Source organism: Paraciimarium castrense LEGE 11436 (genome assembly GCF_056633055.1).
This window is the reverse complement of the sequence record NZ_JBSJOW010000001.1, coordinates 512,321-530,635: the sequence shown is the minus strand read 5'-3', so window position 1 is coordinate 530,635 and position 18,315 is coordinate 512,321. Positions and strand designations below refer to the sequence as shown.

Below are 18,315 nucleotides of genomic sequence, written 5' to 3'. Positions count from 1 at the left end.
GGCTCCCATGGGGAGCACAGGCGGCAGCATTGATGTGCTCGTGGTGGGCGCCGGCCCTGCCGGCGGCAGGTTGGCTTTGCAGCTGGCCCGGTCCGGTGCCCGGGTGATGCTGGTGGATCGGCTGCCCGATCTGGCCCAGGCGGCCTTCAGCAGCGCGGCCTTACCGCTGGCGGCGGCGGTTGCCCTGGGCTTGCCGGAGCAGGTGATCGCCTCTCGCTGGAGGGGTTGGCAGCTGCTGGGGCCCGCCGCCGGCCAGCGCCAGTGGTGGGGCGGGCGCCCGCTGGGCGCGGTGCTCGATTTCGGTGCCCTGCGCAGTTGGCAGGGGGATCAGTCCCGGCAGCTGGGCGTGGAACTGCGGCTCGGCTGGCGCGCCGTGGCCTGCGGAACCGTGGGCGGCCACGCCATGCGCACCTGGCTGTGCCCCCCGGGCACGGCCACTCCTCGCAGCGTCGAGAGCCGCTGGGTGGTGGACGCCACCGGCCAGGCCCGGGCCCTGCTCGGTGAGCCCGCTCCGGGCCGGGGGCCGCTGGTGCGGGGCCTCGGGGTGGAGTGGCTGCTGGAGGTGGAACCGGAGCTGGGCCAGCGCTGGGCCGATCGGCTCACGTTCTGCCTGGGGAGTGACTGGGTGCGACAGGGCTATGGCTGGGTGTTCCCGATGGCGCCCGGGCAGCTCAAGGTGGGGGTGTGCCGGCTGCTGGATGGCCGCCGCGATCCCCTGCCCCTTGGTCCGGAGCTGGTGCGCATGCTGAAGCGGCTGGGGCTGGATCGGGCGCGGGTGCTGGATCGCCACGGTGGCCTGATCCGCAGCACGGTGGAACGCCGAGAGGCCCATGGCCACGGCCGGTTGCTGGGGTTGGGGGATGCCGTGAGCACCGCGAATCTGCTGGGCGGTGAAGGCATCCGCCACGCCATGGCCAGCGCCGATGTGCTCGCGCCGCTGCTGCTGCGGGATGAGCTCAGCCCCGGGGAGCTGGTGGATCAGTACAGGCGGCGACTGGCTTCAGCCCTGGGATGGCGCTGGAGCCTGAGTGGGCGCCTGGCCCGGCGCATCTGGCTGGGCCTGGATCAGGGGGCGGGCGACCGCCATCTCGACCGCCTGCTCAGGGGCCTGGAAACCCGCAGGGCCGAGGATCTCTCCGCGCTGCTGTTTGAGTACCGCTTCGAGCGCTACGGCCTGCGGGCCCTGCCCTACCTGCTGGGTTGGCGCTGAGGCGTTCAGACCACGCCGCGGGAGGCGAGGCCCAGGATGGTGCCGATGCCGAGGATGTGGCCCAGGCTCAGGGTGCCGAGCATGGCCCCGTGGCTCATGCCGCCGAACAGGGAGCTGTTGGGCAGTTGCAGACCCACGTTGGGCTGCTGGATGGTGGCCTTGCCGATCGCGATGGCGATCACGTTGCAGACGATCATCACCAACGCCACCTTCGGCGACCAGGTGAGGGTGGCGGGGGCCACAGCCAGAAGAGGAGCGAACATGGATCAGGAGCCGACGCCCCATCTTCTGGGGCTGCGCAGCCCTGGGCCGCGTGCCTTAAGACTTGTTCATCCGCCGGCTCCGGGCTCCGGTGGCTGCGGTGGCGGGCTCTGGCGGACGAAGCCCAGCACCACCACCAGGTTGGCCAGGGTGAGAAAGGCCTCGGCGCCGCCGTGCAGCGGATCCACATCGGCCAGCTGGCGGCCCCATAGCTGCTCGGCCGCCACGGCGGCCACGATCGTCACCGCCACGAACAGCAGGGTGAGCTGAAAACCGCGCAGGGCGAGCCTGGGGAAGGCCTGCACCTGCCGCGCCCACCACAGAAACAACAGATAGGGCAGCAGGGAGAGCACGAACAGGGGCCCTGGATCCACCGAGGCCAGCCGCTCCAGCAGGGTCTGCATCAGCTGGGGTAGGGCTGTCATCCGGCGCTTGGGGGTTGGGAAGCGCGCTGCTGGCGCAGCAGGTGCAGGGCGGCGATGGCCAGGGCGCCGTTGCCCAGCAGGGTGCAGCCTGCCTGCAGCACCACCAGGCCCTCCAGGGCGGGGCTGTTGTCAAACAGGTGCCAGGTGCAGGCGGCCATGGCGCTCACCAGAGCCGGCAGCATGGCCAGGGCCAACCAGCGCCAGCCTCCTTCCCGCCGCCGCTGTCCGTAGCTGTGCACGGCAGCGATGGCGGCGATCCACTCCAGCACCGAGGCGATGTGGATCCACCAGGTCGGCAGGGAGAGCGCGTGCATGGGCAGACTCTGCCACTGAGATCAACTCCTCCGTGGCGACCGAGCCCATGGGCCTGCGCGCCCGCCTGATGCTTCCCGTGCTGATCCTGGCGGTGCCCTGGCTGCAGGAGCTGCTGGATCAGCTGCTGTTCGGCGGTCGCTGGAACCTGCCGCTGGTGCCCGGTGGGCCGGTGTGGGGAGTGTTCACGGCGCCTTTCAGCCATGGCGGCTTCGCCCATCTGTTCAGCAATTCGCTCTGGTTCCTGCCGCTCTCCTGGCTGGTGCTCTCCCGTGGCCTGCGGCCCTACCTGCGGGTCTGGGCCTCGGTGCTGCTCTGTTCCCTGCCGGTGTGGCTGCTGTGGCACAACGCCAGCCATGGCCTCTCCGGCGTGGTGTACGGCCTGCTGGGCTACCTGCTGGCGGTGGGGCTGGTGGAGCGGCGGCCCTGGCCGATCGTGCTCTCCGTGGGTTGTGTGGTCGCCTATGGGGGACTGCTGCCGTCGCTGTTGCCCCTGTTCAGTCCGCCCGGGGTCAGTTGGATCGGCCATGCCTCGGGCTTTGCTGCCGGGGTGTTGGCGGCCCGGGTGGGAGCACCGCTGACGGAGCGGCTCCCTGGTTCCCCGGGAGACGCCGGCCGCTTGCGGTGGTAGGGATGGCGCCTGCCGCCCAGCCCCCCGTGCCCCTGCGTGAACGCCCCCTGCTGGTGGGCTATTACGGCGAGCACAACCTCGGCGACGATGCCCTGCTGGAGGTGCTGCTGGCCAGCCTGCCGCCTGGCTGTCGCCCCGTTGTGACGGCGCGGGATCAGACCCTGGTGCAGCAGCGCTTCGGCGTGGCCTGTGTGGACCGCACCAACTTCGGAGCCGTGATGGCGGCCCTCGGCGGCTGCGATGCCCTGGTGTTCGGCGGCGGCAGCCTCCTGCAGGACTCCACCAGTTTCCTGAGCCTGGTGTATTACGCCTGCCTGGTGCTGCTGGCCCGCAGCCTGGGTAAACCGGTGCTGCTCTGGGGCCAGGGACTCGGGCCCCTGCGGCGGCGCCGCAGCCGCTGGCTGGTGCGGGGGCTGCTGCCGGCGATCACGCGGGTGAGCTGGCGCGATTCAGCCTCGGCCGCCCTGGCCCGGCGCCTCGGGGCCCGCGGCCAGCCCCTGGTGGCCCCTGACCCGGTGTGGAGCGTGGCTCCCGAGCCGTGGCATGGCTCCGGTGGCCCGCTCGTGCTCTGCTTCCGGCCCACGGCCCAGCTGCAGGGAGAGGCCTGGCGCCCCTGGCTGACGGCCCTGGAGCTCCTGGCTCCCGGGCGGGAGGTGATCTGGCTGCCCTTCCATGCCGTGGAGGACCGCGGCCTGCTGGCCTCCCTGCTCAGTCAGGGTCTGATGGGGCCTGGGCTGGCGGCCCGCAGCCGGGAGCTGTGCTGCGAGCACCCCCGCGAGGCCATGGCCGTGTGTGCCGGCGCCGGGCTGGTGCTGGCGATGCGCCTGCATGGGTTGATCCTGGCGGCGGCGGCCGGAGCGCCCGTGGCGGCCCTCAGCTACGACCCCAAGGTGAGCGCCGCCGCCGCGGATCTGGGCTGTGGCTGCACCCCCCTTGATCAGGGCCCCCCCGCCGATCTGGCGGCTGTCTGGCAGGCCAGCCTGGATGCTCCCCCGGCAGCGGAGCGGCTGAACAGGCTGCGAGCCAGCACGGCCGTGCACCGCGATCTGTTGGCCAGCCTGGCCTGAACTGCCTGCAGGGGTTGCCCTCAGCAGCTCAGACCTGCTGCAGATTCAGGAGGGTGTCGAGCACCTCGCCGCTGTGGCCACTGGGGCGCACGGCCACCCAGCGGGCCCGCAGGATGCCCTCGGGGTCGATCAGGAAGGTGTGGCGCTGGGAAAAGGGAGCCAGCCAGCTGCCATAGCGCCCGCTCACCTGGCCGGCGGGATCGGAGAGAAGCGGGAACACCAGCCCCTCACTGCTGCAGAAGTCGCTGTGGGAGGAGGCGTCGTCGGCGCTCACCCCAACCACGGCGGCCCCGGCCGCCTTGAAGCGGCCCAGATCCCTCTGGAAGCCGCGGGCTTCGAGGGTGCAGCCGCCGGTGAAGTCGCGCGGATAGAAGTAGAGCACCAGCCACTGGCCAGCGAAATCGGCCAGGGCCAGCAGACTTTCCTGGGGGGTGCCATCCACGCCTGGAATCACCCCAGGCAGCTGAAAATCGGGGGCCGGCCTGTCCAGCTCGGGCAGGGTTCCGCCCAGGGCCTCGGCCCGCCTCCCCGCAGATAACAGCCCGAAGCCGACCACCAGGGCCGACGTGCCAGCCCGCAGGAGTTCACGGCGCCGCATCAGCATGAATGCTCCGAAATCCCAGGCTGGTGGGTCAGACCTTGGCCAGGTTCACGCCCAGTTCCTTGGCATAGGCCCCAAGGCCTTTCTTCTGAATGGTCTTGAGGGCTTTGGTGGACACCCGCAGCTTCACGAAGCGCTTGCCCTCGGCCCACCAGAGGCGGCGCTCCTGGAGATTCACCTGTTGGAGCTTCTTGGTGCGCACGTGGGAGTGCGAGACGGCCATGCCGTTGTTGGCGCGCTTGCCGGTGAGCTGGCAGACCCGGGACATGACCTACAACCGTTCAGAACAACTTCTGGGCATCAGCCCAAGCGGAGACTTTACCAAAGAGTCGAGGCCTCAAGTGCCATCTCCGCAGGGGCTCAGAGGCCGCGCTCCATCAGCTGACCCATCAGGTCGGCGCTGCGTTGCTGGAAGCCGGCCAGCTGGTTGGGCTCCAGGCCACCCACCGCCAGGCGGGCCATCTCGTAGAGGTGGGCGCTGAGGGCGCTGGCCAGCTCCTGGCTGGGGGAGCTGCCAGAACCGGTGATCACCGAGCCGGCGCTGAGTTTGAGCAGCCCTTCCACCAGCCGGTGGCGGCGGTTGATCAGCAGCACGTGGTGATCGGGCAGGCCTGGCAGGCGCTGTTCCATCAGGGCACCCATGTCGTTGATGCGGCGCATCTGCTCCGGCAGCAGGATCAGGGCGGCGGGGGCGTTGTCGCCCTTGAGGGCCTGGATCTGGAGTGTCACCCGGTCGTCGTTGAGGGCAGCCTTGAACAGCTCCCGCAGCTTCTCGGAGCTGTCCTTGCCCTCGGCATCGGCCAGTTCGCTCTCCTTCTCCTGCAGGGAGTCATCCAGCTCGGCATCGACCCGCTGGAACTTGAGCTCCTCGTGGCGCATCTCCAGCCAGGGGATGAACTGGGTGTCAATGAAGGTGTCGGCCAGCAGCACTTCGGCGTCCTGGCTCTTCCACAGGGCGAGGGGGCCCGCCTGGCCGGCTTCATCGGTGCAATAGAGCACGCGCTTGTCGTTGTCGCCGCTGAGGCGGCCTCGGTAGCCCAGCAGGGTGGTGAAGGCCTTGCCGCCCTCGGCCGGGATCGGATCCAGGCTGGTGCCCTCGGCGGGTTCAGCGTCGGTGGCTGCGGCCGTGGTGCCGAACAGCACCAGATCCGCCACCTGGTCGGCGAACTTGTCGTCTTCCATGGCGCCGATCTTGATGAAGGGGGCAACGGATTCCCAGATCTCGGCATAGCGCCTGGGATCGTCGCGGTGCAGCTCCTTGAGCCGATCGCCCACCTTCTTGGCCACGAAGCCCCCGATCGAGCGCACGCGGCGATCGGTCTGCAGGGCCGAGCGGCTCACGTTGAGGGGGATGTCGGGCGAGTCGATCACGCCGCGCAGGGGCAGCAGGTAGCGGGGCACCACCTCTTTGATCGAGTCGCTCACGAACACCTGGTTGCAGTAGAGCTTGATCTCGCCCTTCTCCCAGTCGGCCCGGCCGCTGGATTTCGGGAAATAGAGGATGCCCTGCAGGGTGTAGGGGTAGTCGGTGTTGAGGTGTACCCAGAGCAGGGGGTCGCCCTGGAAGGGGTAGAGGTAGCGGTAGAGCTCGATGTAGTCGTCGTCGCTGAGCTCGCGGGCGCTCTTGCGCCAGGGGGCCTCCCGCTTGTTGACGGTTTCGCCCTCCAGCTGCACTGCCACGGGCATGAAGTCGCAGTAGGTGGTGATCAGGGTGCGGATGCGGGAGGGCTCGATGTACTCGAGTTCCTCCTCCATCAGGTGCAGGATCACATCGGTGCCCGGCTCGCTGCGTTCCGCGGCCTCAAGGCTGAACTTGGGGGAGCCATCGCAGCTCCAGCGCACCGCCTCACTGCCCTCCCGCGCGCTCAGGGTCACCAGCTCCACCTGGCTGGCCACCATGAAGCTGGAGTAGAAGCCGAGGCCGAAGTGGCCGATGATGGCGTCGCCCTCGCTCTTGTACTTCTCGAGGAAGTCTTCGGCGCTGGAGAAGGCCACCTGGTTGATGTAGCGCTTCACCTCATCAGCGTTCATGCCGATGCCGTTGTCAGAGATGGTGAGGGTCTTGGCCTCGCGGTCGATACGGATCTGGATCCTGCCTTCTTCGCCCTCGCTGCAGTCGCCGGCCATGGCGGCCATGCGGCGCTTGCTGATGGCATCCACCCCGTTGCTCACCAGTTCCCTCAGGAACACTTCATGGCCGCTGTAGACGGCCTTCTTGATGATCGGGAAGATGTTTTCGGTATGGATCTGGATCTGGCCCTGTTCGGCTTGAAGCACAGTCCCACTGGCAACGTCGTGCTGTTCAGGATCCATCCCTGCGGGGGGTTCCGCCAAGGGGGCGCCATGGGCAGGAAACCGACCCGCTCGCCTGCCATGGTTAGGGCCGCTGATCAAACCCAAACCCAGCCGCAGGCATAGCTGCCCCCACGGGCGTGACGGCGGCGTGAGACCAGCCCAGGTCGGTGGCGCGGAACACGGCGCAAGGGGAGGCGATCGCTATGGCGGCAGATGCATGGTGCTTGCGCACTGGCCGTGGATGGGGGCCGCTGTCATGGGCGGCTCTCAACAGCTCCTTGGCAAAGCCGCTCCATCTGCCGATTCAGCCAAGGAAGGAGACCCTCTCGAAGCCGATGGCCCGCAGGGTCTTGCCCGCCTGGCTGAAGGCTGTGCCGCCGCGGATCCTGCTCGTTGTGTAGTCACTGGAGCTGCCGGTCAGGAAGAGTGCGTCCCTTCCTGCTCCTCCGATCAGGGTGATCTGGCCGAAGCCGTAGGCCCTGTCCTTGCCGCCGCCCAGGTTGAACACGCCGCCACCTGCGAAACCACCGTCGCGTGCGTCCACCCGATCTCTCCCCCCGAGAGAATTCACCACACCGCTGTTGACGATCCCGAAGCCGCGCCTGCCGCCACTGCCCGCCGTGCCATTGGCGCCTGTGCTGCCGAAGAGCCCATTGGTTGCAGGTGATCCTGCTTGGCCTGGAAGTGGTGAGCCGGACCAGCCCATGCCCGCTGATCCGCCTAAACCAGGATTGCCGGACAAGCCGCGCAGCCCTGGGGCTCCACCGCTACCGGAGAAGCCGCCCACACCCCCGAGTCCTCCCCGGCCGATCAACACATCGGCTTTTGAGCTGAGCCTGAGGCGCGCACCCTGAAACACCACGCCGTGGCCGCCATCGCCACCCTGGCCGCCGTTGCCGCCTGAGCCCCCGCTGCCGGCGTTGCCACCGTTACCGGCATCACCGCCCCTGCCCCCATCCCCACCGCGCCCCAACAGGACTGTTGGCGAGCTCCGGATGATTCCATTTCCACCATTGCCTCCTCGGCCACCACTGGAGCCGTTGCGTCCATTGCCGCCGAGGCCACCGTTGCCGCCATTCCTGCCATCACCACCTTCACCACCGGTGCCCTCGATGATGAAGCGCTGCCTTCGATTACGCGTCTGCCGTCTGCCGATCGTGAGGCCGCCGCCGCCGTCGCTGCCGGAAGCGCCAGCACCTCCGTTGCCTCCGTTCCCCCCGGAGAAACCATTGGGACCATGCCCGCCGGGGCCTCCGTTCGTGCCGTTGGGGGAATCATCAGTGCCGTTGATTCCATTGAGGCCGGGGAGAGTAAGTAGGAATAATCTACTGGTAAAGCCAGGAGTGCCGTTGGAACCTGCGCTGGCGCCATTGGCCCCTGCAACGCCAGTGTTTCGAAGAGTTGGCATGGCCTAGCCATTGCAATTTTTAAAATCATCATGATAAATTGGCATGGTCTTGCTTCCGTCTGTTAGAAATCTTCACCAGCATGCTGTTAGCCCCCGCGCTTACACATTGGCTAGTCTGCTCACTAAGTATTCGCTTCAACGGTTAGTCTTCTCCGCATCGGAACTCAGGAAATGATTTGGTATCTTTCCTGGCGGAGTGCCAGCAGAGCTGGCTTTTCCGAGTTGGAACGTAGGTCGTCCTTGAGGAAGCGCATCCTGTCCCCAATCGGCTTACCGGCATGCAGCTACCCCTAGGAGTTGGCGAAATTCGGGCCGTGGAGTTGATTCAGGCTCACAAACAACGTGCTCTCTGACTCACTGGGCACCCCGCTTTTCCAAGTCGCATTGGCGTAGTCAGCTTGCCTGCGGGGTGGATCACTCCCCTGGGTTCATGGCCCTGTTCGGCTCAAAGCACACTCCCACTGGCAACAACAAGCTCTCAACACTTCTCCAGGATGGGTCATGCCGGCAAGGCAGCGCCCAGGCTGGCTGATCTCCTCGGACCCGATGGTCGGGGAGATGGGGGAAGCCAACGCGGGCAGGAGCCAGCGCCTTGGAGGCGCTGCGCGATTTAACCCAGGAACGAGATTCGCTCGAAACTAATGGCAGTGAGTGTTGTTGATCCTTGGGAAAACTCGATCCCCTGCTTCCCGAACCTGCGAGTGGTGTAATCACTGGCAGAGCCTGGCAGGAACAGCCGATCGCGGCCAGCCTGGCCATTCAATGTGATTTGGCCGAAGCCATAGGCCTTGTCGTTGCCCTTGCCAAGGTTGATGGTTCCTCCACCCCCGAAGCCACCACTTCTTGCATCCACGCGGTCATTGCCACGGCGAGTGTTCAAGACACCTGAGGTAAAGATGCCATATCCCTGCACTCCAGTGAGTCCGTCATTGCCACGCAGTCCTGCAGGGCCCGCCACGCCAGGATCTCCCGGAGCGCCTGGCGTGCCATCGGTGGCCCTTGCCACAATGAAGCTCGTTCCCCCCAGTCCTCCTGCGCCCCCAGAGCCTGCGCTGCCAGCCAGTCCCGCTCCGCCGCCTGCGCCGCCCCAACCAGCATGGCCGCCGAGCCCACCACGGCCAATGATCACGTCGGCTCGACTGCCCAGGGCAACCCGTCCTCGGAACACCACGCCCGTGCCGCCCCGGCCGCCGCCGCCGCCGCCGCCCCCTGAACCCCCTGAACCTCCATCACCGGCTTTGCCGCCTTTGCCGCCGTCTCCGCCCACGCCGCCAGGCTGACCAAGAATGCCGGTGAAGCTCCCGAACGCGTTGCCGCCATCGCCGCCGGTACCTCCGCCACCTCCCTGTTGCCCAGGGGCACCCATTCCACCTGTCCCACCCCCTCTCCCATGGCCACCCTTGCCGCCGGTGCCCAGGATGATGAAACGGGAGTTCCTATTGCTCACTTGATTGCGGCCAATGGAGAGGCCCAGGCCACCACTGCCGCCTGAGTCTCCATCCCCACCGTTGCCACCGCGGTGCCCTCTGGCTCCTGCACCCCCGTCACCCCCAGGCCCCCCAGGCGTGCCCTGGGGCCGGTTGAGTTGACCATCGGTGCCTGCAACACCGTCACCACCACCAGTGGCCGCTTGCGTGAAGGCGACTCCTGGGAGGCCGTTCTGGCCCGAATTGGCGCCATTCTGGCCGACTGTGCCTGTGTTGCTCAGACGAGTCATTATTTGAGATAGTGGTTATTATTTTCGGTTTAACTCTATGCAGGCTATCTGCCTCTCTGCGTGAACCCGTAGTGACTCTTCATGCTTGGGAGACTCTGGACAATCGAGTCCAACTGCGGAGCAATGGCTTATTCGCCGCAAGCCAGGAGTGGGTTGATGGGAGGCAAGCATCTCGTCATTTCTGACTACAAGCTGACGATTGCCAAGTAGCAGACCAAGCGTGAGAAGTTTCTGGCTGAGATGGAGGCTGTGAATCTCAGGCAGTCACTGAACTAGCTCATCGAGCCCCGTTACCCAAAACGAGCCAGATGGGCGCAAGGTCTCTGTACCCGCTGGCCACTATGCCGACGATCCATCTGATGCAGAAGTGGTACTCGCCCAGCGATCCAGCAATGGAGGAGGCCCTGATCGGGGTCCCAAGCAGGTGGCGGTTCGGGAGAGTCGACATACTCAATTACCGAACTCCGGATCAGACCACAATCCTGGCTGTCCGGCACCTCCCGCAGACGAACAGCTCGGGCGAGGATATCTTTGAGATGGTCAAGGCTCATCTCAAGGAACAGGGCATGCCCATGAAGCAGGGCACGATCGTCGACGCCAGCTTGATCGCCGCTCCGAGTCCCACGAAGAACAAGTCCTGCAAGCGCGAACCGGAGAGGCACCAGACCAGGAAGGGGCACCATTGCCAAAGGGGCCGCAAGCCGCACCATCGGGGAAATCGTTCATGCAGTTGATCCCAAAGAAGCCGCAGGAACCACCTAGGGGGAAGCAAGGATTGGTGAAGCCAGGAGCACCGTGGCAACCTGCGCTTGATCCATTTGCTCCTGCGGCGCCGGTATTGCGAAGCGTAGGCATGGCTTAGGTCATTGCCGATTTTGATTCCAGCGTGGAAGTTCGATATGGCACCGCCGCTGTCGTTTATAGATCTTCACCACAGTGGTATTGGCCCCAGTGCTTGGGCATCGACCCGTCGAGTCACTTGGTATCGGCTTTACTGACTAGTCTTCTCCTCATCGGAATTCAGGAGATGATTTGGTGTTTCTCATGGCGGAGGGCAACCGTGCGGGCTGCTCTGGCTGGGAGTCTGAATCGTCCTCAAGGAAGGGCGTCCTGTTCCCAATCGGCTTACCGGCATGCAGCCCCAGGAGTTGGTGGGATTCGGGTTGTGGAGTTGATTCAGGCTCACGAACAACGTGTTCGCTGCGTGACTGGCCACCCCGCTCTTCCAAGCCGCATTGGCACAGTCAGCTTGCCTGCGGGGTGGCCCCCCCCCCTTTGGATTCATGGCCCTGTTCGGCTCACAGCACAGTCCCACTGGCAACGGTGTGCGCTCAGGATCCATCCCGGCAGGGGGTTACGCCGAGCCAGCGTTTGGGGGGCAACCAGGCCTAAGACCACGGGCCAGCAGCAGCAAACAGTTCACCCTGGATCAGTGCCTCCCAGCCGGGCTGCTCCACGGCCGCCGCGGTGGCACCAATTGTGCTCGGACGGTTGCGGGCGCTTGGGCGCGGCTGGCCTGGCGCCGCTGCCCGTCGCGCGGCTGGCGGCGGAACCGCGGTGAACCAAGGCACATCCGCCGCGCGAAAGACGGCATAGGGGGAGGCGACAGCCATCGGCCAGGGAACAAGTACACACGTACTAGCGGGGCCCGCTGTCGCTGTCAACCCCGGTAGCCGGAGGCAGGTTGCGCTCCACCTGCACGAACAGCAGCCAGGCCAGGCCGCCGCTGACGCCCGTGCCCCACTCGCCCCGCACCGCGGCGACGATGGCGATCGTGCTGGCGACGATGCGCAGGGCACGGATCCCAAAGCGGCCGATCCGGTCGACAGACAGCTGATCGAAGATCACGGGCGTCCGGGCAGGCTGCTGCACCAGTCTCCTCTGGATCCGGCCGCCCAGGGTCAGAACTTGCGCAGTTCGCGGCGCAGCCGTTCCCTTCCCCCCGGCTGCCGTTGCCCCTGGGGCTCGGAGCCAGGTAGCAGGGCCGAGGCCAGCACGGCCAACACCAGCCAGGTGGCCAACCACGCGTAGCGCGATCGACCCCATGGATGGCTCAACCCGCCTGCCCTTGGGGGAGGTCCCTACTCACAGCCCTTCACGGAAATCCGATAGCTGAACCCCAGGGAGCCGGGATGGCTGCTGGAGCCCACGCGGAAGTTCATCAGTCGGCTGCGACGGCCAGGCACGGCCTTGAAGGGGCCGAACTCCCGCCCCTCGCCTGGATTGAACGTGGGTGTTTCGTTGATCACCTGCAGATTGGCCCCATCGGTGAACACCATGAACCCCGCAATCGGAAAGAGGGCGCGCTCCGAGGAGGCGGAGGTGAAGAAGAAGCGATAGCTCTTGTAATCCCGGTCCACCACGAAATCGGTGTTCCAGTTGGTGCGGCCCAGGGCCCGATCGGGACCGATCTGTTTGCTCACCACCGGCTCACCACCTCCCCCCAAGGGGACCAGGAACCTGCAGCTGGCCTGGGCCGGGGCGAGCCCCGACACGGCGGTGATCGCGAAGGTCGAGAGCATCGCAAGGCTGGTGCCAATCCAGGTCATAGGAAGGGATTCGGAGCCTGAAACTTACTGGAAGCCGCCCTGCTGCAACCCCGGCTTCTCCTCCGGCAGGATCGCGCCGCTCACCGGACACACCTGCAGGCAGATGCCGCAGTCGATGCAGGTGTCGAAATCGATCCAGTAAAAGCCGGTGCCCTTGGTGTTGGCGCCCTGGCCGGGGTGGATGCAGGCCACCGGACAGGCATCCACACAATCGGCCACCCCTTCACAGATGTTGGTGACGATCGTGTGGGCCATCGGGGCGGGGGTGACTGGGGCGGATCCTAGGGAGCCAGCCAGTGCAGCTTCGAGCAACCGCGCTCGCGGGCGACCGCCTCAGCGGCCGCGTGGCTGCTGAACGCACCCGGCAGCAGCTCGGCCTTGATGGCGCTGCGGTGCAGGGCTTCGAGGCTGTCGAGGGCCTGGGCCAGCTGCTGCGGGGCGCCGTAGGCCACCAGCTCTGGGCCGTTGCCGGACTCGTCTGCCGCGCCGCTGCCCCCACCGGCAGCCAGGAGTTCGCGCACCGCCTCCACATGAAAGGCGAAGCCCACGCCTGCGGCGGCCTGTCCCGCGCCGCTGAAGCGCCCCACCAGGGCGTCGTAGCGGCCGCCCCCGGCGATCGCCACCGGGGCGTCGGGCCCCTGGCACACCAGCTTCAGCACGAGCCCGTCGTAGAGAGCGAAGTGGGGCTGGTAGGTGGGATCGAGCTGCACCTCCACCCCGAGCCGCTGCGCCGCCGGGGTGACCACCGCCAGGGTGTGGCTGAGCTCATCGAGCAGGGGGATCGGACCCAGCCACTGCTCCAGCTGGTAGAGCACCTGGGAGGCGTCGCCCCGCAGGCGCATCAGGGCACTGAGCCGCTGGCGATCGGTGCCCTGCAGCTGGAGCTGCTCCAGGGCGATCGGATCGAAGCTGGTGAGGGCAGCCCGGGCCGCTGCCTGCTGGGCCGCTGGCAGTTGCTGCAGCAGGGCCCTGAGCACGCCGTGGTGGCCCACCAGCAGCCTGGGGCTGTGCTCCTGGCGCAGGCCCAGGCTGCCGGCCGCCGCCAGCAGCAGCCGGGTGAGCTCGGCATCGGCTGCCGCCGAGGGTTCCCCCAGCAGCTCCACGCCACTCTGCAGCTGCTCATGGATCCGCTGCAGGCCGGAGTCGCCCACGCTGCTGCGGAAGGTGCTGCCCTCGGTCCAGAGGCGCAGGGGCCTGGGGCGTTCGGCCATGCGGGTGCTGGCGGCCCGGGCGATCGAGGCGGTGAACTCCGGCCGCAGGCCGAGGGGCTCGTCGGCGGCCAGGCGCACCAGCTCGCGGCCATCGATACCGCCGCCCGCGGCCAGGGTGTCGAGGCGCTCAAAGCCGGGCGGTGCCACTTCCTGGTAGCCCCACAGCCGGTAGATCGCCGCCAGATCGGCACAGATGCGCCGGTTGCGCTCCACCTGGCGCGGGTTCAGATCCCGGGCGCCGGCGGCGGGTTGCAGGGCCATGGAGGCAGGCGGTTGGAACGCCGCCCGATCCTATGGAGCGGCCTGGGTTGCCCCAGCGGCTTCGGCGGTCTCGGCTGCCCTATCCAGCTCCGGAGCTCCGAAGCTGGCGCCGGCCAGCGGCCGACAGGCGGCCAGGCCCTCGATCAGCGCTGGCTGCAGGGCGGGCGCACAGGCAATCAGCCGGCCCTGCTCCAGCAGCAGCGGGCCGCCCCCATAGCTGCTCACCCGTCCGCCGGCCTGTTCCACCAGCACGACGCCCGCGGCCAGGTCCCAGGGGGAGAGACCGCGCTCCCAGTAGCCATCGACTCGGCCGGCGGCCACGAAGGCCAGGTCCACCGCGGCGGCCCCGCCACGCCTGACCCCATGGGTGCGGTGGGTGAAGTAGGCGAACTCGGCGTAGTTGTTGTCCAGCCGCTGGAAGCGGTCGTAGGCGAAGCCGGTCACCAGCAGGGCGTCCTGCAGGCGCGCACAGCTGCTCACCTGCAGCCGCTGGCTGGTGCCGGTTTGCTGGTCGTCGCACCAGCTGCCCAGGCCGGGCGCGGCCCAGTAGAGCTCCTGCAGGGCAGGCACCGCCAGGGCGCCGAGCAGGGGTGTGCCCTGCCAGCACAGCCCCACTGAGGTGCCGAAGAACGGGTAGCCATGGGCGAAGTTGGTGGTGCCGTCGAGCGGATCGACGCACCACTCAAAGGAGCCCTGGCCGCTGCGCCGGCCGCTCTCCTCGGCCAGCACCCCGAACTCAGGCGTTTCCCGCTGCAGCAGGGCCAGCACCGCGGCCTCGGCGGCCAGGTCCGCCTCCGTGACCAGATCGCCACAGCGACCCTTTTCCTTCACCCGGCGCACGCGGCCGAACTGCTGGCTCAGCAGGGCGCCGCCGGCCTGCGCCGCCCGCCGGGCCACGGCCAGCAGGTCGTCCCGCTCGGAGGGCGTCAGGCCCGACTGGGCCAGGGCCCGATCGGAGGCGGCCTCAGGGCCGCTCATTCCTCATCCAGGGGCAGGCCGGCGCGCACCTGACCGCGGCCGAAGTAGCGGCCGAACTGCAGGTCGTAGACCTCGTCCTCATCCTGGGTTTCCACCTCCAGGGGGCCGATGGCCCGGGCCACGCAGAGCAGCCCGTAGCCCCGCTCGCGCAGCTCGCGCGAGAGACCAAGGGCCTCGCGGTGATCGATGCTGCCGCTGATCACCCGCACGGCGCAGGCGGTGCAGCAGCCGTTGCGGCAGCTGAATGGCAGAGGATCACCCTGCTCCTCAAAACTGCGCAGGATGTAGGCCCCCTCCGGCACCTGATGGCGGATGGTGCGTCCGCTCTGGCGCCAGTGGACGGTGATCGGGTACGTCGTGGTCATGCTGCTACATTGCCACCTGAGTGCCCCATTTAGCCGCTGGAGAGGTGGCCGAGTGGTCGAAGGCGCAGCACTGGAAATGCTGTATAGGGGCAACTCTATCGAGGGTTCGAATCCCTCCCTCTCCGCTTCCCCGCCAGCCTTCGTGCTGGCTTTTTCATGCTCGCTGAACGGCTGGCTTCAGCCGAAGCGGCCAGTGACGTAATCCTGGGTGGATTGCTGGGCTGGATTGTTGAAGATCTTTTCAGTTTCGCTGAACTCCACCAGATAGCCCACCTTGCCGGAGCCACCTGAAACCGCTTCGGCGTTGTAGAAGGCGGTGAGATCCGCCACCCGCACGGCCTGCTGCATGTTGTGGGTCACGATCACGATCGTGTAGCTGCGTTTGAGCTCATGCATCGTCTCCTCGATCTTGAGGGTGGAGATCGGATCGAGGGCGGAGCAGGGTTCATCCATCAGGATCACCTCCGGTTCGGTAGCGATCGCCCGGGCGATGCAGAGGCGTTGCTGCTGGCCGCCCGAGAGGGCCAGGCCACTCTCCTTGAGTTTGTCCTTGCACTCGTCCCACACCGCTGCCTTGCGCAGGGAGCGCTCCACCAGCTCATCCATGTCGCCTCGATAGCCGTTGATGCGGGCGCCGAAGGCGATGTTTTCGTAGATCGTCTTGGGGAAGGGATTGGGTTTCTGAAACACCATGCCGATGCGTCTGCGCACTTCCACCGCATCCACATTGGGCGCGTAGATGTCGTGCCCGTCAAACACCACGCGGCCCTTGAGGTGGCAGCCGGGGATCAGGTCATTCATGCGGTTGAGTGCCCGCAAGACCGTGGATTTGCCGCAGCCGGAGGGGCCGATGAAGGCTGTCACCTTGCCCCGCGGAATGTCCATATAGACATTCTTCACGGCCTCGAAACTGCCGTAGGAGATGGTCACGTTCTCCAGGGCCAGACAGGTGTCGGGGGCGGAGGCCGGGGTGGGAGACATGCTGATGGTGCTGGCGGTGGTCATGGGATGGGAGGGGGAGGTAAGAACCAGGTGGCGCTCAGGCGCGAGAGAAACTGGCGATCCAGCGGGCCAGCAGGTTGGCCACAAGAATCATCATCACCAGCACGAAGGAGGCCGCCCAGGCCAGCTCGTTCTGGGCCTCGTAGGGCATGATCGCGAAGTTGAAGATCAACACCGACATGGTGGCGATCGGGTTGAACACCCCCTCCGGCCAGAAGGGTGAAAACAGGGCCGTGAAGATCAGCGGTGCGGTTTCCCCGGCAGCCCGGGCAATGCCGAGCACCACGCCCGTGGCGATGGGCGTGAACGCTGCCGGCAGGGTGATGCGCATCACCGTCACAAACTTGGAGGCCCCCACGCCATAGGCGCCCCAGCGCAGTTCCTGGGGCACGAGCTTGAGGCCCTCATCGGTGGTTTTGATCACCGTGGGCAGCATCAGAGTGGCCAGGGCGATCCCACCCGCCATGGCGCTGTAGCTCTGATCAAAGAAGATGCGGGTTGCCACCACGATGCCGTAGACGAACACGCCGCAGATGATCGAGGGCACGCCGGCCAGCACGTCGTTGCCGAAGCTCACGAACTTGGCAAACCAACCCCTCTGGGAATATTCCGTGAGGTAGATCCCACCCCCCACACCGATCGGTACGGCGATCAGGGAGGCGATCAGGGTCACCAGCATGGTGCCCAGCACCGCATTGCCGATGCCGCCGCCGTCCAGGCCAGGAGGAGGCGGCAGCTCGGTGAACATGCTGAAACTGATCAGCCGGCCGCCCTGCAGGAGCACATAGAGAATCACCAGGAACAGGGGCAAAACCGCCGTAACGGCAAACAGCCCGGCCATACCGCTGCAGAGCCGATTGATGCGGTTGCGCTTCAGGGAGCGGTCGAAGGTGAGGGGCCGCCTCACAAACAAGCTGTCAGAGAGCTCGCGTTCGTCGCGTGCGGTGGAGATGGTCGCCATGGGGAAGATCAGTAGCGGAGGCTGAGACGACGCACCAGCCACTGGGCCAACACGTTGACGAGAAAGGTGAGCACCATCAGCACCAGGGCCGCATACATCAGTGCCGACACCTGGATGCCGCTGGCCTCACCGAACTGGTTGGCGAGCATCGCGGCAATCGTGTTGCCTGGAGCCAACAGGGAAAAGCTGAAGTTGAGTGCGTTGCCGATGATCATGGTCACGGCCATGGTTTCCCCCATGGCCCGGCCCAGGGCGAGCATCACTCCGCCGGTGATGGCCGAGACGGCCGCCGGCAGGATCACGCTGGTGATGGCCCCCCAGCGCGTGGTGCCCACGCCGTACGCCCCCTGGCGCAGTTCGATCGGCACCTGGTTGAGGGCATCGCGGGAGATCGAGGTGATGATCGGCAGGATCATCACCACCAGGATCAGGATCGCCGGCGCCATGCCCGGTCCGCGCGGCACGGTGTCAAACAGGGGCGACCAGCCCAGCAGGCCATGCAGGAGATTCAGGGCCGGCCGGATCGCAGGCTCCATCACAAAGATGGCCCAGAGGCCCAGCACCACCGAGGGGATGGCGGCCAGGAGTTCCACCATCAGGCCCACGGCGCTGCGCACGAAGGGCGGCACCAGGTCTTCGGTGATGAAGATGGCCGTGCCGACTCCCAGGGGGACGGCGATCAGCAGGGCCAGCAGGGAGCTCACCAGGGTGCCGTAGATGGCGATCAGGGCGCCGTACTGATCGTTGACCGGATCCCAGGCCGAGGTGGTGAGGAAACGCAGTCCGAAGGCCTGGATGGCGTCCTGGGAACCCCGCAGCACCACGATGAAGATGCCCAGCAGGGCAATGGCCACTACCGAGGCCAGACAGAGGGTGAGCTGGCGGAAACCGATGTCCACCAGCTTGTCTGAGGGGGGTCGTCGACGCAGCGTGAAGGCGTCGTCGCTGGCTGCAGGTTGCACGGCTGCGGTCATGGTGATCCGGGTGCGCTGTGGTCAGTCCACGGGCGGTCCGGTCCCCAGGAATGTACGAAGCACTCCCTGCCGATGCATTAAGTCGTG

21 protein-coding genes and 1 tRNA gene are annotated in these 18,315 nt (G+C 66.9%); 6 read left to right on the top strand and 16 right to left on the bottom strand.

Annotated elements, in window-relative coordinates:
- Positions 1–7 precede the first annotated feature (7 nt).
- Positions 8–1,210 (top strand): NAD(P)/FAD-dependent oxidoreductase, encoded by a 1,203-nt coding sequence (locus ACWJIO_RS02870; RefSeq protein ID WP_480311264.1) that lies wholly within the window; start codon positions 8–10, stop codon positions 1,208–1,210.
- Positions 1,211–1,215: 5 nt separating this feature from the next.
- Here ACWJIO_RS02870 and psaK read toward each other — a convergent pair whose 3' ends face one another.
- The 3 genes from psaK to ACWJIO_RS02855 all read right to left on the bottom strand — a co-directional run bounded on the left by psaK (position 1,216) and on the right by ACWJIO_RS02855 (position 2,210).
- Positions 1,216–1,473 carry a photosystem I reaction center subunit PsaK gene (psaK, locus tag ACWJIO_RS02865; protein ID WP_480311262.1) on the bottom strand — a complete coding sequence of 86 codons (258 nt, stop codon included), beginning with the start codon at positions 1,471–1,473 and terminating at the stop codon, positions 1,216–1,218.
- A 66-nt stretch (positions 1,474–1,539) separates the two neighbouring features.
- Positions 1,540–1,896 carry a DUF3593 domain-containing protein gene (locus ACWJIO_RS02860; protein ID WP_480311261.1) on the bottom strand — a complete coding sequence of 119 codons (357 nt, stop codon included), beginning with the start codon at positions 1,894–1,896 and terminating at the stop codon, positions 1,540–1,542.
- Entirely contained in the window at positions 1,893–2,210 is a 318-nt protein-coding gene (locus ACWJIO_RS02855; RefSeq protein ID WP_480311260.1) for a DUF2499 domain-containing protein, read from the bottom strand. Before ACWJIO_RS02855 ends, ACWJIO_RS02860 begins: the two co-directional genes overlap by 4 nt.
- A 47-nt stretch (positions 2,211–2,257) precedes the next feature.
- On the opposite strand from ACWJIO_RS02855, the gene ACWJIO_RS02850 reads away from it, so the two are divergent.
- Both ACWJIO_RS02850 and csaB read left to right on the top strand, forming a co-directional pair.
- On the top strand, positions 2,258–2,839 hold the full coding sequence (locus tag ACWJIO_RS02850) for a rhomboid family intramembrane serine protease (RefSeq protein ID WP_480311517.1): 582 nt from the start codon (positions 2,258–2,260) through the stop codon (positions 2,837–2,839).
- Between the two features lie 26 nt (positions 2,840–2,865).
- Positions 2,866–3,906 carry a polysaccharide pyruvyl transferase CsaB gene (gene csaB, locus ACWJIO_RS02845; RefSeq protein WP_480311259.1) on the top strand — a complete coding sequence of 347 codons (1,041 nt, stop codon included), beginning with the start codon at positions 2,866–2,868 and terminating at the stop codon, positions 3,904–3,906.
- Positions 3,907–3,934: 28 nt separating this feature from the next.
- Here the strand turns inward: csaB and ACWJIO_RS02840 are convergent, their stop codons facing one another.
- From ACWJIO_RS02840 to ACWJIO_RS02825, 4 genes are all read right to left on the bottom strand, one after another.
- The gene (locus ACWJIO_RS02840) at positions 3,935–4,504 is read right to left on the bottom strand and encodes a peroxiredoxin (RefSeq protein WP_480311258.1); all 570 of its coding nucleotides are present in this window, start codon (positions 4,502–4,504) and stop codon (positions 3,935–3,937) included.
- 34 nt (positions 4,505–4,538) lie between these two features.
- Entirely contained in the window at positions 4,539–4,775 is a 237-nt protein-coding gene (gene rpmB, locus ACWJIO_RS02835) for a 50S ribosomal protein L28 (protein WP_480311256.1), read from the bottom strand.
- A 92-nt stretch (positions 4,776–4,867) separates the two neighbouring features.
- Complete coding sequence (gene htpG / locus ACWJIO_RS02830; protein WP_480311254.1) at positions 4,868–6,820, bottom strand: molecular chaperone HtpG; 1,953 nt, start codon at positions 6,818–6,820, stop codon at positions 4,868–4,870.
- A gap of 286 nt (positions 6,821–7,106) precedes the next feature.
- Positions 7,107–7,346, bottom strand: a complete 240-nt coding sequence (locus tag ACWJIO_RS02825; RefSeq protein WP_480311253.1) for a hypothetical protein — start codon at positions 7,344–7,346, stop codon at positions 7,107–7,109.
- Between the two features lie 1,528 nt (positions 7,347–8,874).
- Here ACWJIO_RS02825 and ACWJIO_RS02820 point away from each other — a divergent pair.
- Positions 8,875–9,099, top strand: a complete 225-nt coding sequence (locus ACWJIO_RS02820) for a hypothetical protein (protein ID WP_480311251.1) — start codon at positions 8,875–8,877, stop codon at positions 9,097–9,099.
- A 1,136-nt stretch (positions 9,100–10,235) separates the two neighbouring features.
- Positions 10,236–10,661: a transposase gene (locus tag ACWJIO_RS02815; RefSeq protein ID WP_480311250.1), complete on the top strand. Its 426-nt coding sequence runs from the start codon at positions 10,236–10,238 to the stop codon at positions 10,659–10,661.
- Between the two features lie 904 nt (positions 10,662–11,565).
- Here the strand turns inward: ACWJIO_RS02815 and ACWJIO_RS02810 are convergent.
- The 6 genes from ACWJIO_RS02810 to ACWJIO_RS02785 all read right to left on the bottom strand — a co-directional run bounded on the left by ACWJIO_RS02810 (position 11,566) and on the right by ACWJIO_RS02785 (position 15,291).
- A complete protein-coding gene (locus ACWJIO_RS02810; RefSeq protein WP_480311249.1) occupies positions 11,566–11,799 on the bottom strand; it encodes a hypothetical protein in 234 nt (77 codons plus the stop codon).
- A 209-nt stretch (positions 11,800–12,008) separates the two neighbouring features.
- The gene (locus tag ACWJIO_RS02805; RefSeq protein ID WP_480311247.1) at positions 12,009–12,449 is read right to left on the bottom strand and encodes a hypothetical protein; all 441 of its coding nucleotides are present in this window, start codon (positions 12,447–12,449) and stop codon (positions 12,009–12,011) included.
- Between the two features lie 51 nt (positions 12,450–12,500).
- A complete protein-coding gene (locus tag ACWJIO_RS02800; protein WP_480311246.1) occupies positions 12,501–12,731 on the bottom strand; it encodes an indolepyruvate ferredoxin oxidoreductase subunit alpha in 231 nt (76 codons plus the stop codon).
- A 26-nt stretch (positions 12,732–12,757) separates the two neighbouring features.
- Positions 12,758–13,948, bottom strand: coding sequence for an ATP phosphoribosyltransferase regulatory subunit (locus ACWJIO_RS02795; protein WP_480311245.1), 1,191 nt, complete (start codon positions 13,946–13,948; stop codon positions 12,758–12,760).
- Positions 13,949–13,978: 30 nt separating this feature from the next.
- Entirely contained in the window at positions 13,979–14,926 is a 948-nt protein-coding gene (locus tag ACWJIO_RS02790) for an inositol monophosphatase family protein (RefSeq protein WP_480311243.1), read from the bottom strand.
- Positions 14,923–15,291: a 2Fe-2S iron-sulfur cluster-binding protein gene (locus ACWJIO_RS02785; RefSeq protein WP_480311241.1), complete on the bottom strand. Its 369-nt coding sequence runs from the start codon at positions 15,289–15,291 to the stop codon at positions 14,923–14,925. The genes ACWJIO_RS02790 and ACWJIO_RS02785 overlap by 4 nt, the downstream gene beginning before the upstream one ends.
- Positions 15,292–15,329: 38 nt before the next feature.
- Between ACWJIO_RS02785 and ACWJIO_RS02780 the strand changes: the two genes are divergently transcribed.
- A tRNA-Ser gene (locus ACWJIO_RS02780) sits at positions 15,330–15,416 on the top strand.
- A gap of 52 nt (positions 15,417–15,468) precedes the next feature.
- Here the strand turns inward: ACWJIO_RS02780 and pstB are convergent.
- The 3 genes from pstB to pstC all read right to left on the bottom strand — a co-directional run bounded on the left by pstB (position 15,469) and on the right by pstC (position 18,228).
- Positions 15,469–16,296, bottom strand: coding sequence for a phosphate ABC transporter ATP-binding protein PstB (gene pstB / locus ACWJIO_RS02775; RefSeq protein ID WP_480311240.1), 828 nt, complete (start codon positions 16,294–16,296; stop codon positions 15,469–15,471).
- 34 nt (positions 16,297–16,330) lie between these two features.
- Positions 16,331–17,134 (bottom strand): phosphate ABC transporter permease PstA, encoded by an 804-nt coding sequence (gene pstA, locus ACWJIO_RS02770; RefSeq protein WP_480311516.1) that lies wholly within the window; start codon positions 17,132–17,134, stop codon positions 16,331–16,333.
- 128 nt (positions 17,135–17,262) lie between these two features.
- The gene (pstC, locus tag ACWJIO_RS02765; protein ID WP_480311238.1) at positions 17,263–18,228 is read right to left on the bottom strand and encodes a phosphate ABC transporter permease subunit PstC; all 966 of its coding nucleotides are present in this window, start codon (positions 18,226–18,228) and stop codon (positions 17,263–17,265) included.
- Between the last annotated feature and the right edge of the window lie 87 nt (positions 18,229–18,315).